We start from the raw sequence: 17,022 nt of genomic DNA, 5'->3' as shown, positions 1-17,022 counted from the left end.
TGAGGGCTGCGCCATCCATGGTGACGGTCATGGCTGCAGGTTGAGTGATCTCAGCGGTAGCAACCTGGGAACAACCGTTGTCGTCGGTGACGGTAACCATATAAGTCCCCTGACCGAGCCCGGTGGCCGTTGCGCCACTTTGGATACCGGCATTCGGACTCCAGGCGTAGTTGTAATCTCCGGCTACGGTGCCGCCATTGGGCACTACGGTCAGTGCACCATCGGCATCGCCATGACAACTAACCGGAGTAGGAGTAGCCATAATCGAAAGTGGTGGAGAACCTACCACGGTCACACTCGGAAAATCATAAATGCATCTACCTAAAGTGGGTTGCTCGAACCTCGGCGTATAAGTTCCGGGGGGGATATTATTTACGATCAGTTCATTTGCACCATTAATGTCAAGCTCTCCAGAAACGTATATCCCATCAATCACTACAAACCCAAAGGTTGGATTATGTGTGCTGCCGCCATGGGAAGGCCAATAAAAGCGTATTCCACCATTGATCTCGCCGCAAGTTACGGGAGTCGCTTCTGCATAGATTTCCGGAGATTGATGAACAAATATGCTTGCCCTGGTGCGATCAATACAACCACTTGGATAAGTAGCAGTTACACGAACCGGACCACTAAAGTTTCCATAGTCCGGAGCCTGACCATCTCCTGTATACCTAACCCTTATTGGGCCTGGACCGTCAAGTACCCCATCTATCGATTCACCAAGAATAAACGGTGGGTTACCGCTAATTAAATCCCATTGGTAATCCACACCTGCCACTGGATTCTCAACAGAATATTGTACTTCATCACCAAGACAATAGTCTATGGAGAAGTCGTAAATAATATTTAATGCTGGAAGTACTTCTTCCAGGACCTCCACGGAGGTATTAATTTGACAACTGTTTGCATCAGTTACTGTAACTGAGTAGGTCCCGACAGGCAGACCGGTGGCCATTGGACCACTTTGAGGGCCTGCGTTTGCGCTCCACGTGTAGCTGTAATCGCCTGTTACTGTGCCGCCCGTGACCGTCAGGGAGATGGAGCCTGATGCGAATTGGGGGGCTACATCGGGGCAAGAAGTTTGAACAGCTACCTCGTCAAAGCTTAAATCGGTCGGCACCAGAATGGTTACCGTACCAACAATAGCACAAATTTCGTCCGTTACCGTAACCCGGTAAGTAGTCGTCTCCGTCGGATTTACCGTGATCATTTCTCCTGATTCTCCCGGTACCGACCAAGAATAAGAAATTGTTCCTGAACCATCCTCTGGAAAGAAATAGGGAACACCTGAATCAAGTGCCGTGAGCGTTACCTCATCCCCAGCACATATCTCCTCTTCTGAGGCCAGAAGTGATACATCTAGGCCAGATACACGGAGATAGGACTCATTCGTGTAAGCTAAACCACCATTCGGGTCATTCTGGTCATCGCACGGACAATAGGTGCGACGGAAGATCATAGCGGAAGTACCAGCTGATATCATCCCATCAAAGTAATCTTCATCGGTAGCACCAAGGATTGGATATGCATCATTTATATCATCAGAGCCATCAACCCGAAACCACTGATAGGTGGGCGTGTCAGACGGATCAGAACAAGTTCCTGATGTCATGTTATTAGTCAGTGTGACGCTCGCACTTCTACATATATTTGGTGAGTAAAAACAGACTGACCCCTGTGGACAAATCCCACGGCCCGCATCAATAGCTACCGAAGAGTTTCCATTATCCACAATAGTAAATTCCTCTACCCAGGTACAGGTGCAATTATTAGAAATATACGGAGAGGCCGTTACGGTGACAGAATAGCTGCCTGGCACTAAATCATTCCGGGAAAGCGCATTACTCCCACTGCCATCGCCCCAGTCAACCTCAGTTCCTGGTATCGGATTATTTAACGGCACCCCCGTCTTGTAAATAGCAATTTCTGCAGAGCCGTTCGCTAGTCCACAACTTGATGGGGCAAGACTTTCAATTTGAGTATAATAGTCAAGTCCCGAACCGACCGTGATGTAGTATTCATATTCAACTCCAGAATCTAAAACATATTCAACTCTATATAAACCCGGGGGTACAGTGGCAGAAAAGCCAAATGCTTGATGGCGAAGGTTCGCGGGGTTAATTCCTCCTACTGACTGACCAATCAAAATGGGGAGACCTTGATTTTCATCGTAAAGACTCATCATAAAAGGACCGTTCGAAACGGCGACACGCACGTCAATTTGGCCGTCATTTGTGTTCGTACAACTTGCGTCATAGTAAGAAACACCTCCATATAAATCCGGTTGGTTCAAAAATTCACCAAAAGATATAAAATCAATCTGATCAGTTACTGTAACAGAATAACTTCCGTAATCAGGATTGTCTAATTGGTTATCAGTTTCCCCATTCGACCATTCATAACTTACCGGACCATTATCGCTCAGATGATTAGCCCGAAAGTAAGCGGAAGAGAAAGCAGAAGCTTGAGAGCTGTAGGTGAAAACCCCATTAAACCATAATCCAAATCGACAATCTAAGGATAGAGAAAATGGTGAAGTTGAATAATAATCATCAAGGTCAGCAGCAGGCTCAACAAAGACTTTAACCTCACCACCAAAACCTTCATCAACGGTTTTAGGATAGTTTTTCTCAGGGCCTATACCAGCAATTGCCGGCCCCGTCAGCACCATACGATTAAGCTGAGCAGTCCAATCTGAAGGCACCAGAACATGATCATTCTGAGCATCAAGCGTAAGTGATCCGAGTACACAGATCAAGGCCAGCGTCAGCGCCAACCAAGTAGAATTAAACATGGTGTCAATAGGGTTAAAATGTGGTGTAATAGGTAAAGCTAAAACAGTAGTTAGGTGGGTGTTATATTCACAAAAGTAACATCCCTACACCAAACATTTGCACTTTTTTTTACTGTGTAGCACCCAAATAATCAAAAAGCCACTTACCTTTACCCACAGCAACGCTGGTCATCTAACACCGCCAGGTGCACCTTTTTAACCCTGTTTTCGTACCCTATTACACCGTTTACATTTTGCGATTTTCACTCCTACTTATTTTGGGGCTGACCTGCGTTTCTGCAGTGTACGGTCAAGACGTAGAAGGCTTCTTCACCGGTATATCCAACCGGCTGGCAGAGCGGGATTACCTCCGGGTAAGCGGTCGACTTGGCGTCAGAGCTGGGCTCAATACCTTCAACAGTCCCGGTGGCGCAAGCCGGCTCAGTAACCCCTTTAATTACGGATTTACCGCCGGACTAAACCTGGACCTGCTAGGCATTAACGCACCCTTCATGGCTGCTTTTGCCAATCGAAATACCACCTACAATTTACCCAGCTACTCCTTTTATGGGCTGAGCCCCACCTATAAATGGATCACCCTGCATGGAGGAGACCGGAGCATGACTTTCAGCCCGTACAGCCTTTCCGGTGTCAATTTTAGGGGAGCGGGCGTTGAGCTGCGGCCAGGGAAATTCTATCTGGGTGCCATGACTGGCAAACTTCGCCGGGCGAGCATCCGCGACATAGGAAGTATCCAAAACCTGGAAACGGCTTATCGCCGGCAAGGCAAAGGAATCAAGATCGGTTTCGATAGCCAGAGCGGTACAGAACTCAGCACTTCTCTTTTCTCTTCTGTAGATGCCGAAAACGAACGAAACATAGAGAACGATACCACCTCACTTGTCCGCCCCGAACGGAACCTCGTGCTAACCCTGAGCGGTAAGCACAAGCTGAGCAACTTTCTCAGCTTCAGTGCCGAAATCGCCCGCTCGGTACTCTCCCGCGACGATACCGCACCACTCCTCCCCAACGCCACCGGGCGGCTGCGCATGTTTGGCTTATTCACGCCGAAACTGACCACTTCGGCGGCAAGTGCTTATAAGTTCGACATCGGTCTAAGTCCGAAATTCGGCCGAATCAACCTGGCCTACGAGCGCGTCGACCCCGAATACCGAACCCACGGCAGCCTCTTTTTTCAGAACGATTTTGAAAACTTTACGGGGAGCATCAGTTTGCCGTTGTTCGATAAAAAAGTGAACCTGCGGACCAATATGGGCGTGCAGCGTAATGATCTTGACGGGCAAAAGGCAAGTAACCTGAGCCGCTTCATTGGGGCGGTCAGTGCGGCGTGGAACATTAGTGACAGAGTTAGTACAAACCTTAATTTAAGCAACTTCAACAGCACCAGCCGCTACAAAGCCCTGACGCGGCAACCACAAATATTGGACAGCATCGTTCTGGCTCAAACACAGTTAAGCGTGAGCGCAGGTACTTCCTTCTTGCTCGACAAAGCAGCCAGTAAAATATTGATGGTTTCGGGCAGTTGGCAGCGCGCCGCCCTCATTCGAAATGATCAAGTCGACACGTCGTCCACGAGTCAGTTCAGCATGTTGCTGGTTAGTTATAATTTTCAGCCGGAGGGCGGGAAAAGCACCTTCGGCGGCAGCCTTATCTTTAACCGTAACGTGACGTCACTATTTGGGTTAACTACGCTTGGTCCGTCGCTGAATTACTCCCGCAAAATACTCGACGAGCGGGGCAACCTCACTTCGGGACTGAGCTACTCCACGGTTTGGTCAGATGCTGCTACCTCGGGTGGGGGCGTGCTGCAATTTCGGATCGGTGGCGGTTTCGCCATCAGTAAACAGCAGTCCGTTAACCTGTCGTCAACCCTGGTTAACGTGGCCTCGGGTGGGGGGCAGCAGGGATATTCGGACCTGCAACTTTCGGTCAATTATGGTTACACCTTCAAGTAAAATGGATATGAACAGCATAATTTTTGGGCGGGGCCGCGGGTACAGAGGTAAGTCGTTGAAGAAACAACGACGACAGCCACAGTCCCACCTCTTTGCTCCTGCCGTTTCCGAGTTCAAATAACAAAGTCTTAGGTTCCACATCATGAAATCACGTCTGTTTTATATCGGCCTTTGCTTCTTCCTTCTTCTTCTGGTGGCTCCTCTGGTGGCACAGATCACCCCCGTCCGCGTCGACGTACGCTTGTTCCAGTCCAGCGTTTATCCCGAAGATTTATCGCAGCCAGGTGCAGCGGCGGTGTCCGTTACGTTGACGGATATGGACCGGGCGATCTTGCCGGGATATTTACGGCTGACGCTTTCAAACAGCTCAGGACAAGAGTTGACGACGCCACTGGTGGCCGAGACGCGGGTGGACCTGATGCCCTTCAGTACAGTAACGTTTACCGGGCCGGGCCTGGATCGCTTTGTGCGTCTTTTGGGCGCGGACGCAGGTGCCATGAACGGATTAGAAAGCCTGGTTTTTGCCGAAGGCGAGTTGCAACTCTGTGCCGAGTTCTACGACCTGGACTTTCCTTTTGAGCCACCAATCAGTAACCAAAACCTCAACTGCGCGTTCGGCTACGCCGAACTCCACGAACCACCGACGCCAATAGCACCCATCGACGAAGAAGTAGCCATTGACCGGCTCCAGGATGCGGTTAACTTCATCTGGGCACCCAATTACTTCGCCGGCCCGGTCATCAATTACCTGACCGTTTGGGACGTGCCCCGGGAATGGGCCGGGGTAACGCCAGACATCATCATGACCAGCCTGGAGCCAGTCCGCCAACCCATCCGGGTAAATGAGCTCAATGCGCTGAGCAAGCTGTGGACCGCCCGTGAGGCCGACCTCATTCCCGGTCATCGCTACCTCTACCAGATCCAGGCAACCGACCCGACGGGTCGGGTCCGCTTTCGGAACAACGGCTACTCCCGGCCGGTGTTTTTTGACTACACCTATCCCGAGCCTTTCGTCGACCAGGTTTGCTACGAGCCCGATGGGCTGGCCCTGGAAGGCGGACCAGGCAACTACGAACTGAACTGGACGGGCTTACCCCTCGATTCGGTCAACCATACGGTAAGTATCGTGACCCTTCCCGAACGGCAATTCGTACTCCTTAGTGAGCTGTTAACTACCCCGACCTATCCCGTCCGGCAGCTTGTTGACGGTGGGCCTGAAGTACGCTTCAACTATGACATTACCGTCGACCTGGACACTACGAATCAGCAAGCCTACCTGGTTACTCTATGTACGGTTTGCTCCCTGACCGGAGAGGGGTTTTGCCGGGAAGTCGTGCTCGGCACGCCCGAGGAGGCCGAGCCTGACGATGATCCTGACCCGACGGATTCTACCCTTGTTTGTGGGTTTTATCCCACGCCACAGCTTTCGGTCACCGATTTGACGGCGACCACCGCTACGGTTGGTTGGGAGTTGCCGGACGACTTCGCCGGCTCCTTAGTACTGAGTTGGTCGGGCCCGGAAAACAGCGGGGTTCCTACCGATAGTACCGTCCTTTCCGCAACGATAAGGAGCCAGCCCATGACCGGACTGGTACCGAATACCGGGTACATCGTCACCCTCTGCGTCGTATGCCCGGACGGTGCCCGCTCCTGCTTTAGCGAGCAGGTCGTCACGCCAGCGTACGAATGCCTAACGGAGGACGATATCCTGGCGGGCGTGACCGTCTCTGCCCTCTTGCCGGATCGGATCCTGGCGGATTGGTCCGGTGCTTTTCCGGGAACTGATCCGAACGGCTGGAGTGCTTATATCAACGATGGGAGCGAAGAGCCTGCGTCGGAAACGGTCATTGCTCCTCCAGCCTTCACTGCACCTGCGGCCGCGCCCACCGACACTCCTCCAACCTTCACTACACCCGCAGCCGATCCCACCAACACTACTTTTAGCGCCCTGAACCCGGCGTCCAGCTACGTAGTCACCGTTTGTTACGCCTGCCCCGGCGACTCCACCGTATGTACCGACTGGCCCGTGGATTTAAACGGCGACTACGAATGTTTGACCGGCCTGAACTTCACCCGCACCGATAGTACGGACACCACCCTCGACCTCGCCTGGAGCTACGACCCGAACGCTGTTTCGGCGACCGACAGCTTTACCCTCGTCTGGCAACTTGCCGACGGCGGGCCCGAGCGCATGGCCACCGTCGCCTACGAAGCAACATCCTTTACGATTACCGACCGCATCCCCGGCCAGATTTACACCCTGCGCGTTTGCGCCGAATGTTCCATTGGCCAACCCAGCTGTCGCGACCTGCCGCCCTTCGGAGGCTGCGTGGCTGAGTACTTGCCGGAACTGGTGGATCTGCGGGGCAGGCACGCCCTGCTGAGCTGGAGTGGCGACGACCGCGACCTGGAAACCCAGGTGCGCTACGGCATTCGCAACCTCGGTGGCTGGGAAAACGCGCAACCGGTAAACAGCCAAAATTTTACCGCCGCGAATTACAACCGGCCAGAGGACCAATTGGTGCAAACCGCCCCCCTGTACGCGATGACTTACGTTGGGCAGGTACGTACTGTATGTGCTGACAGCCTATGGTCAGAATGGTCAGAACCGATCCTCTTCTCGCGGTCCTGCGCCCTTGCGATAACCGATAGTTTACACGTTTGGGGAATCACCGACAGTAACGCGATCGTAACCGGCCAGGTGATGCCGCAGGCCCAGAATTATGTCTTCAGCTACCGGCAGACCGGCACCCAGGAATGGATTTTGAGCACGGACCTGCCTACGCCTGACCTTCACCTCACGGAGCTGAGCGCAGACACCGAATATGAAGTAAAAATGCGTTACCGCTGCGGCGGCGGCGTATGGTCCAACTTCAGCCAGGTCTTTACCTTCCGTACGCTCACGCCCTGCGCCTCGCCGGAGAACATCAGCTTTTCGGACGTTACGGCAAGCTCCGCAGTGATTAGTTGGACGACGGGAAGCTACTCTGAAGCTACCTTGTTTCGATATCGGAAAGCAGGCAGTGGCGGTGCCTGGCAAACCGTCACTTTTGTGGGCAACAGCGGAACGCTTACGGATCTGGCTCCCGGTGAAGCCTACGAAATTGAGGCCGTAAGCCAATGTGCCGCTAATAACAGTTACGTATCCGCGCCCCAAAGCCTGGTCCTCGATTGTGCTCCGCCGGAATTACGGGTTACCGACATTACGGTGAGCAGTGCGCAGCTGCAGGCGTTCGGCCTGTCACCTGCCGCCGCCAGTAACGGTTTTTCCTACCGGGTGGTCGGAGCAGCAGATTGGATACTCGTTGACAGTGCCTACCTGACCGGCCTCGACGACCTGACCGAATACGAAGCACGGGCGCGAACTACCTGTACGTCGGGTGAAGATTCTGAATGGTCCAATCCCGTTCGCTTCGAGACGCCCGTTGATTGCAGGGTACCCAATGAACTGGGCGTCACCTCGCTTAGCAGCGTCTCGGCGGGCCTGCGTTGGGCCACTACCGGTAGCAACGAGCGCTGGGAAATCAGGCTGATGGAGGAAGGTGCCGCGGATCGGGAACAAGAGATGGCCCAGGCTCCGGCAATCGGCATTCAAGATGCTGGTGGTGGCTTAGATGAAGAAGGCGGCGGCAGTCTTTACGGCGGCGGCGGCGTGTATAATAATCCAACGCCTCCCGATCCTTATGCGGATTGGAGACTCATCACGAGTGAGTCGCCGGAGGTGTTGGTGGAAGGGCTGAAGATGTATACGGATTACCGTATCGTCGTGCGGACACACTGCCCTACCAATGGCTGGACGGACTATTCTGAAAAACTGCTTTTCCGCACTTTATGTACGGCCCAACCGTCCGACAGCCTATACGCAGACCAGATTCTGGAAGACCGGGCGCGTCTGCGTTTCTACCCTGACACCCGCTGCCCGGCAGCGCACGAGATTGTGGTGGAGCATCCGGAAACGGGCTACTCCGATGCCTCCACCCAGACGCCCTGGTACCACACTTTCACAAATCTGGAGCCCAACACGGTGTACCGATTTAAGGTACGCACGAAGGCAAACGACTTAACGTTTACACCCGCGGCTGCCGGTTATACAACACTGGCTGATGTGGGCGCGGACGCAGGTGCAAGGGTGGTTGGAGAAGCAGGGTGGACCGGGTTCTCCGACTGGCAAACCTTCCGGACGGACGACTGTGCTGCTCCCTACAACTTCGTGGAAAATGCGCTCGACCAGTCGACAATCGAAATCACCTGGGCAGCCAGTAATGGCATCAATAATTACCAGTTCAAGTACAAACTGGCCGACGATCTCGGATCAGACTGGGCCTACCTGAACGTGAGCGAACCTTACGTCCGCCTGGAAAATATCCTGCGCGGAACGCTGTACGATTACCAGGTGACTGAGTTGTGTCAGAACGGACAAACTTTCCAGCCGGCTCCGCAGGACACCTTCCTGCTGAAGCGCGTAAGCCGCATCAACGGTTTCTACGCCTGTGGCGTCGAATCCGACGTAGACCTGAGCAACGAGGTGCCGCTGGGTAGCCTCGCGGAAGGAGATACGATCACAGCCTTTGACTTCCCGGTAGTAATCACCTCCGTGAGCGGATCTGGTGGAACCTTTAGCGGCGAGGGAGAAATCCGGGTGCCCTACTTCAACAAAGCCAAGGCGACCTTCTCCTTCGATGGCATCTTCGTTAACGACGATTACCAGATGAAAGGCGGCAAACTCGTTGCCATCGGCGCCGGCGTTGAAGTCCTGCCCCCCTGGGCCGATGAACTACTGGCCGAAGTGATGGGTGCCCTGCAAATGCTGGATGCCTACCTGGAGGAGGAGCAACTGGAACTCATGGACAGTCTGATGAGCTGCTGTTCCGCCACGCTGCCAGCTGAGCTGCGGCAGCGCATCTTCGATCTCCAGAACTGCTACGCCGCCCAGGCCGAACAAGGCACACCAAACTATTCCCTCTGCGCGGATATGCTGGAGGCGCTGATGGCCGACATTCAGGCCTTCCTCGACGCCATCTACGGTGGAACCTTCCAGGTAGCCTTTAACGCCGCCCCGTACCAAACCTACGGCTTCGACGGCTACAACGACGGGGATGGTGGTCGACGATCAAATTGGTACGAGACGGATACCCTGGCTAAGGAGCCCTACACTATCGCCTTCAAGTCGATCAAAGCGGGCGGCTCCGATCAGGTGCTGGCGGAAATTCCCAGGTCCGACGATAGTCCTAATCCCTACCAAGACTCCGTAGGCTACGAACTGCCCACTGGCACCATCCCTGACTTTAGCTACCCCGATGCTAGCGCCACCACGGCCACCATCACTATAACGGATGCTTCGGGGACGGATGAGCACTTCTTCCTGGCCGCTACCCAGATCGACCCTACCGTCGATACCGTACCGCCCTTCATCGCAGGCTTACTTGACGTGATTGCCTACGAAGAGCTTACGCCGACGATTCGCATTATCGAGGTGACTCCAGGTGCGCTCAACAATCTCGACGAGAGAGCGGTGGAGAAACGCATCCAGGACATCTACGCCCAGGCCGTCGTGAAACCAACGGTAGAATACGTCCTTTTCGATCAAGCCGGACAATACATCCCGGAGGATTACGAAGCCCCTCTGCAGGCCGTTCCCAGCGGCTGGCTGACGCCCTACACCCAGCAGATGAAGGCCTTCAGGCGCAACTATCTGGACAGGGAAACGCCGGAGGACGATGAGTACATCTTCTTCGTCTTCGGTGAAGACTCCTTCGAGGATACGGATCGCCTTGGCTTTATGCCGCCTGGCCGCCGTTTTTCCTTTATCTATCGCAACGATAATAAGAACACCAACGTCGCTGACTTTGGCCGTACGATTGCTCACGAGTTGGGCCACGGTGCTTATGTGCTCCGCCACCCCTGGACGGAGAATGATGACCGCTACGTTGCCCAGGGCGAGTCTCGCAACCTTATGGACGAGAGCGGGGGGACTGAGCTTTGGAAGTGGCAGTGGGATTTGATTCATGATCCGGAGGCGGCTCCTTGGTTGCCTGGGGATGAGGATGGGGAGAGTGTGGTCGCTGAAGCTAGTGATTTTACTACGTGGATAAATGAAAATGACACCTATACCTTTATAACACCTTCCGGTCTTCCATTAACCCTTCCTCCCTCTCTTCTCTATGCAGACTTTAGTAATGGAGACGAAATTGAGGAGAAATACCTGCCTAACACTTGTAACACTTTGGCATTTCTTACCGTTGGGTCGTTGTTGGGATTCACTCTGAAGAAAGAAGATGGGTCTTCGCAAAAATATAGAGCCAAAATATCTTGTGAGAATGGGTTGTATTTTACAGGATACCATGAAATATTTCCTGGAGAAGGCGAAGATTATACTTGGGGTGAGGCGTACATTGATATTTATACGCCAGTAGCTAGTCCGGGAGGAATCGATAAAGTCATCTTGAGTCATCCCATATTCACCCTTAATAACCTTACCCAAACAATTGTTGGTCAACATTCGATAGCCCCCTTCTCTCCATCATCTTTTACTAATAATTATACTGCAGCTGGTCAAGCAAAAGGATTAGATTTTTTAGGCAGTTTCATCGATGGAGGTGGTCTCACCGAAGAAAGGGAGCTACCTCTCAATAATTACCCACCATATACCAGAGAGGCTATTACGTTTCTGGACATTGCATGCTCAGGCGCAGATTACAAAGTGAGAAGGTCCCCTTATATATTTGTGCATGCAAACCAAATTAGTAAATACCCAGGCTTTTTTACGGCTTGCGGTGGGTCTATTTTGCAAGAAATAAGAGCCTCAGAAGTAGCCAATTTGGTAATGTTAAGGAGTATTGCTACCGCAGCTGCGAATCGCTTAAGGGAAGTTCCTGATTTTAATGGTAAAGAAGAATTGATTCAACATTATGAGTCTGAAGAACGTGATTGCAATGTAGCTATCCAAGCAGAATACAATGCTTGGAGTCAATTTTCTAATAAGTCAATTTATAAGGAATATTACCAGTCGACTACTGTGGACTGGTCCGAAAGTTTTTGGGCAGGTTTGGAGACAAGTGAAAACGATCCGGAAGTAGCTACAAAGGCGCAGAGCTTGCTTGAGTCTTTCTACCGATGGCGAGACTATCCCTGTGTGTTCGTTGACCTCACAGCGGAACAACGGGTGCTCTCATTGCAACTGTTGTCCAACCTTAGTTTTGATGAACGAGGCATGATGCATTTAGCATATCGTGCGCTTTTTACAGCTATTATGCCTACCTCTTATCCCCTTACTACAAATCTTGGGAATACATCTGGCAGAGAAAATTTATTAAATGCTATTTTAGTAAGTACGCCAGAGCAACAATATATTAATGTCTTTGCTGAGTTGAAAAGGAAGGACTATGAATTGTATCATGTACTTTCTTCAAAAATGCGATGTGATGAATTTACGCAGGATTGCGAAAAATACCTAACACTGGTTTCTAAAATCTTCATGACGGTTGACACCAGGGAAGTTGAGGGTAGTATAGGGACATGGAACCAGGGCTCATTAAGTAGCGTGCATGAATTTGTCAACATATCAGGGCAGGATTACAACTTCGAACATGAACCTGTTCCGGCTTATATGCCTTTTGAAAATTTCATGGATGGAACCTCATATAAATCAAAAATAAATTCAGATCGTAGTATCACTGTCACTGGAAAATACGAGGTGATGAGATATGGCGATATTATTTCTAATAGTTACGCTTTAACTGGTCAGCCGGGAGATTACGTAGCGTTGACACTGCCGAATGAAGTAAGTATTACAATTGAGGGCGTTGCAGGGCAGAAGTTTTTTGGGGGGAATAGTAATTACGTCTTGGTAGTGCCTTTTAGTTTTGCTTATGTTATTATGAAGAAAATCGAAAACGCCGAGAGTGCCTATAAGACACGATTGGCATTTGACCTGATTACGATAGCTACAATTCCCATGTCATTTGGTGGTTCAACAGCAGCCCGCGCTATGCTTTTTGTCGCTCGTGCAGATGAGTTGTATGCAGTAGTCGATCTCTATTTTGCTGAAGATCAATTTCAATTCGAGTTGGGTGGAGAAACCACATTTTCTAGAGAAACTCATAGGCTATGGGAAGGTGGTGGTATGCTTCTCGCTGCCGCGACGGTGACAGAGTTAGTAAAGGGGATTGGGGGGGCTGTTGGTCAGTTCAAATTTAGTAGAGCTTTGAGGACGATAGACGAACTCAGGGTCAGGAACCCTGACATTTCAATGGGCGAATTGCAACAGTTTAAAAGTAAACTTCAAGCTCAATACGATGCTCTACCAACAAATCTTCCAAGTAGTTCTGACGTAAGCCCAGGCGAATATAGAAAGTATCGCGAGCACCTAAAATCTGAAATCGATGGTATGGACTTTAATATTAGGCTGAAGCCATCTAATGGGGAATCCCCCTTGAAAATCCATTTAACCCCCAAGGATTATATAAGGACTAATTTGGGTGGTCCGGACTTGGTAGTTCCTACTTCTTATACTTACAGGTCTTATATTTTTGTATCTGATAATGTTCACCCCGTTCTGGGTCACGTCACTAAAGACGGAGAAAACCTTTCACTTATTACTCAGCCTTCACAGTGGACTTCTACAACTTTTTCAACACCTATCGGGAAGTTAGATGATGTGGCTTTTGTTGATGCAATCGGCGTTGAGCGTAAGGGGAGTTTCGACCTTTTTTATGATGCTGCTGAAGGAGAAGTCAAGCTAAGAGCAACCAGCTTGGTTGATGATGGATTTACTACAGCGCGAATTTGGAGTGAGCAGATAGATCTTTACAATTTGGTACAGTCGAAAAAATGGAACATTAGACATACGGATCTTAATCCTAGATTAATGATTCAATTAAATCAATTAGAGAATGCAAAAAAAATGGAAGTGATGAGCTTTTTAGCAGAGTTCTCATCAGATGTCGCTGGAAGAGATAAGGCGGTAAAGTTCCTTAATGATTTTTCTACCAGAGATGAACTTCTTGCGCTGATTCAGTCTAATTCCAGAGGCGTGAAGTCGTGGGATTTATTGAGTAATCAGCCTATCGGAATCAGGACCAGCCGGCGCCTTAATGAGCAAATGTTGGCCGACCTTGATGAACATTCGAATCTTCCAACTTTTCTGGCATCTTCTGGTAGACGAACAGATCAGTGGGTAACAATAAATCGCATTAATCAAGCCAGTAACGGAGCCCAACAGGTAAAACTGGCCGATTGGTTCGAAGACATGTGGATCGGTGGCAAGGTCGATGTCGAGGATGCCGCTAGAAACGGTACAGTGACCGTGAAGTTCGATGGTGACGGTGTGGCTGATATTGGTGATGCTGGAGTGGATATTGCTCGACACGACGATGTAATTGGAGACTTCACAGTTGCACGGTCTAGTCCCGATGGAAACCACGGCCTCGTTAAAAGCAGGACAGGGGGTAAGGCGGCCTGCCGTCTTGGGGCATGTTTCCCTGCGGGCACGTTGATTCGGGAGACCCAGTCAAGAACAATACGAATTGAAGACATTTCACCCATTGATGTATCTGCACCTTTCTCCCCATCAAAAATAAAAGACTAAGCAATGGATTTCCAGAAAATGTACGGATTATCTTGGAGCATGGTTAAGCAAGTGAAGGTCTTGCTCTTGATGCTGTGTACTATCGGAACTGTCGTGGGGCAGTCTGGCCCTTTAGGTTCCATCCTCTCAGAAAAATTACCTGGTCAGCACATCGTCGACCATAAATCTCTGTCGGATACTGAGGTCAAGTCCTGTTTCCTCGACCCTAATAGATTACTCGACATATGGACAGAAAAGCCGCCACCGCTTTCAGGCTATTCAAAGGCTATGATCGAGCACCAAAGAAAGCTAAATGCTCTTAACGCCGAGAGATTCATTCTTTCTTATTCTAACCCAGAAGATGAGGACGGATACCAGACAGACAAATCCTTATTAGCTAGTCCGGGAGCAGCCCTTGACTACGAAGAAATAACACCTTTTACCTGGAAATGGGTGGACATCGTAATTGAAAACGAAGATGGCTCCCAAACAGAAATGAGCCTCCGGCGACCTAATCGGTGGCTAAAACAGAATAACCTAACAAGTAAGGGAGAATCAATCTACATTTCCATGCCGGAAATGATGATTACGGGTACAGGAAAGGTAAACAATATCCGACCTAGCCTAATTGATACCAGGCTTCATGACTTTGAATGGGACGAAACAGGCCATACAAGAAGACCCATTACGGGAAAATTTAAACGCTCTCCGACTGAAATTTGGAATTTCACTTTTACCAATGGTGATGTTATTGGTGCTACACTAAACCATCCCTTCTTCTCAGCAAGAGATGATTTTTACAAGCCGATCGGTCAATTCGAAATTGGGGAATCCGTCATTCTTAGTAACGGTCTAAAAGAAAGGCTGCGGCATAAGCAAAAGCGGCCTGGTGAAGAGCCTGTTATTAATTTGGAGGTTTGGCGGGATCATAATTACTTTGTAGGAGATTCAGGGTATATGGCCCATAACCTCTGCAGGGTTGCAGCCGCGATTCGAAGTCTTAGAGATCAGAATCTAGTAAAGCAAATTATTTCTAGTTGGAGTTCCTCACGAAAAGAACTATTCCTTCAATCTATTTCTGGTCCAGTTGCGAGTCGGATTAACTCTATATCTGAGACTACGCTAATAACGAAAGATGAGAAAATCGTGTTTGAAGTTATGAATTGGGCGCGAACAAATTTCTTTGCAAACAACTTAAATCAATTTCCTGGATTTGCTAACACTGCTTTGAGAAAAGAGTATTTCAAGGACTTCAGGTACGTATACTTTATTAATCAAAAAAACTCTCGGATAAACGTATCTTTAGGGTCCAGGCAAGGACCAGCAGGAAACGCGGCATCTCAACTTGGTTCTACTATCTGGAATAAACTCTGGACTCACGGATTTATGTCTACGGAAAATATTGAAAATTTAACTCAAATAGACCAATGGCTTCCATTAGTAGCACGATCTATTCAGAAGTCTGTGGGAAGAGGAGGGAAGATATTTTATCACACTGACCTTATTGACGATTTTACCGCATTGTATGACAATACAAATTCTTTTTTTGGTGGTGGCACAATTACAGAACTTAGATACCTGATAGATGCAGGCCTTTTCGATACTCCAGGAAAAGTTGAGTTTCGCTTAGGTGAAGAAATTCTTTCAGGCCAAAGATTAGCTGATTTGAAAGCGGCTGTAACTACATATAAGGCAAGTGACTACTTCGGTACGCTTCGCGATTATCATCTTCGGTAGAATATCAAAAAAATATGAAAAAGGAAACAAACCTGTTTTGGGTAAAGAATACGTTGGACCAGATAGAGAATCTTTCTGCAAAAGAGTTTTCTTCTTGGTTATCTAGTGAATGTTTGAGACAAAAGAACGATATACTAAATAATTTTATTAGATCGTATTTATATTTTTTTTACGGTATAGACGGTCGCTTTAATACTGTCATTGAACAAGTTGACCACTATTCTTTTCTGTTAAATTTAGATTTAAAAAGTGGATATACGAAGTTAATGAATGAGTTGTTAGAAATTTTCAAATGTGTGGAGGCTTCCATCTTACCGATCGACGTTGAAAAAGGCAGTGAACATTTGAGTAAAAAACCTCAACGCCATAACAGTCTTGCATTAGATATTAAGTCAATCGCTCCTGGCGTAAAAATAATCCTAGGAAATAAAATTCAGAAAGATTTTAAGGAAACGAAGTTTTTTGATAAAAAAATACGAAATCCATGCTGGAACCTTTTCTATGGATCAGATAACCAAGACTTTAATTTCGTAAATATTTATTCCAAAGATGATCATTCTCAGGAACGAGTAGTTTCTGAAAGAGCTTACCGGGTGTTTAGTGGCGTTTGCGATACAATTGAGCATATTGACCTCGATGGAACCAATAAAACAACAATTTACACTAGTGTATTTGAGATTGATCTTATCAATGCTTTAGCTTCTGGAGAAGTTAAAATATTAAACTCTGAAATCGAAGCCAACAAGTCATTAGCCTATCTTAAGGAGGACTTAAAAAATTATTCAATTGGCATGTCTCAGCATACCAATTTTGCATTATTTTTGGCTGATTGGCTGCTAGCTCACATTCATGATTTGCACCCCGAGTGGGTTAACTTTCAAAGGAATATGAACGGAGAGTGGTTTAAAATTAATAAAGAAAACACCAAATAATGAAACCTACGCCCTACGTACTATTAACATGCTTTTTTA

The 17,022-nt window shown here is 49.1% G+C and carries 5 protein-coding genes; 4 read left to right on the top strand and 1 reads right to left on the bottom strand.

The annotated features are described in order from the left end of the window. Nucleotides 1-2,794: SprB repeat-containing protein (locus tag B036_RS30375; protein ID WP_044103386.1), on the bottom strand; the 2,794-nt coding region annotated here is incomplete at its 3' end. A gap of 233 nt (nt 2,795-3,027) precedes the next feature. On the opposite strand from B036_RS30375, the gene B036_RS33985 reads away from it, so the two are divergent. From B036_RS33985 to B036_RS0120910, 4 genes are all read left to right on the top strand, one after another. Continuing rightward, a complete protein-coding gene (locus B036_RS33985; protein ID WP_169435084.1) occupies nt 3,028-4,749 on the top strand; it encodes a hypothetical protein in 1,722 nt (573 codons plus the stop codon). A gap of 142 nt (nt 4,750-4,891) precedes the next feature. Continuing rightward, on the top strand, nt 4,892-14,335 hold the full coding sequence (locus B036_RS0120920; RefSeq protein WP_020570692.1) for a fibronectin type III domain-containing protein: 9,444 nt from the start codon (nt 4,892-4,894) through the stop codon (nt 14,333-14,335). Between the two features lie 3 nt (nt 14,336-14,338). Next, the gene (locus B036_RS0120915) at nt 14,339-16,051 is read left to right on the top strand and encodes a hypothetical protein (protein WP_020570691.1); all 1,713 of its coding nucleotides are present in this window, start codon (nt 14,339-14,341) and stop codon (nt 16,049-16,051) included. 14 nt (nt 16,052-16,065) lie between these two features. Beyond that, nucleotides 16,066-16,983 (top strand): hypothetical protein, encoded by a 918-nt coding sequence (locus tag B036_RS0120910; RefSeq protein ID WP_020570690.1) that lies wholly within the window; start codon nt 16,066-16,068, stop codon nt 16,981-16,983. Nucleotides 16,984-17,022: the final 39 nt, after the last annotated feature.

This window comes from Neolewinella persica DSM 23188 (assembly GCF_000373105.1).
In the GTDB taxonomy this organism is placed as follows: domain Bacteria; phylum Bacteroidota; class Bacteroidia; order Chitinophagales; family Saprospiraceae; genus Neolewinella; species Neolewinella persica.
Note: the sequence above shows the minus strand (reverse complement) of the source record. Positions and strands in the feature narration are given on the sequence as shown.

Coding starts and splice junctions, on each gene's coding strand:
- B036_RS0120910 (WP_020570690.1), top strand. CDS start 16,066: ATGAAAAAGGAAACAAACCTGTTTTGGGTAAAGAATACGTTGGACCAG.
- B036_RS0120920 (WP_020570692.1), top strand. CDS start 4,892: ATGAAATCACGTCTGTTTTATATCGGCCTTTGCTTCTTCCTTCTTCTT.
- B036_RS0120915 (WP_020570691.1), top strand. CDS start 14,339: ATGGATTTCCAGAAAATGTACGGATTATCTTGGAGCATGGTTAAGCAA.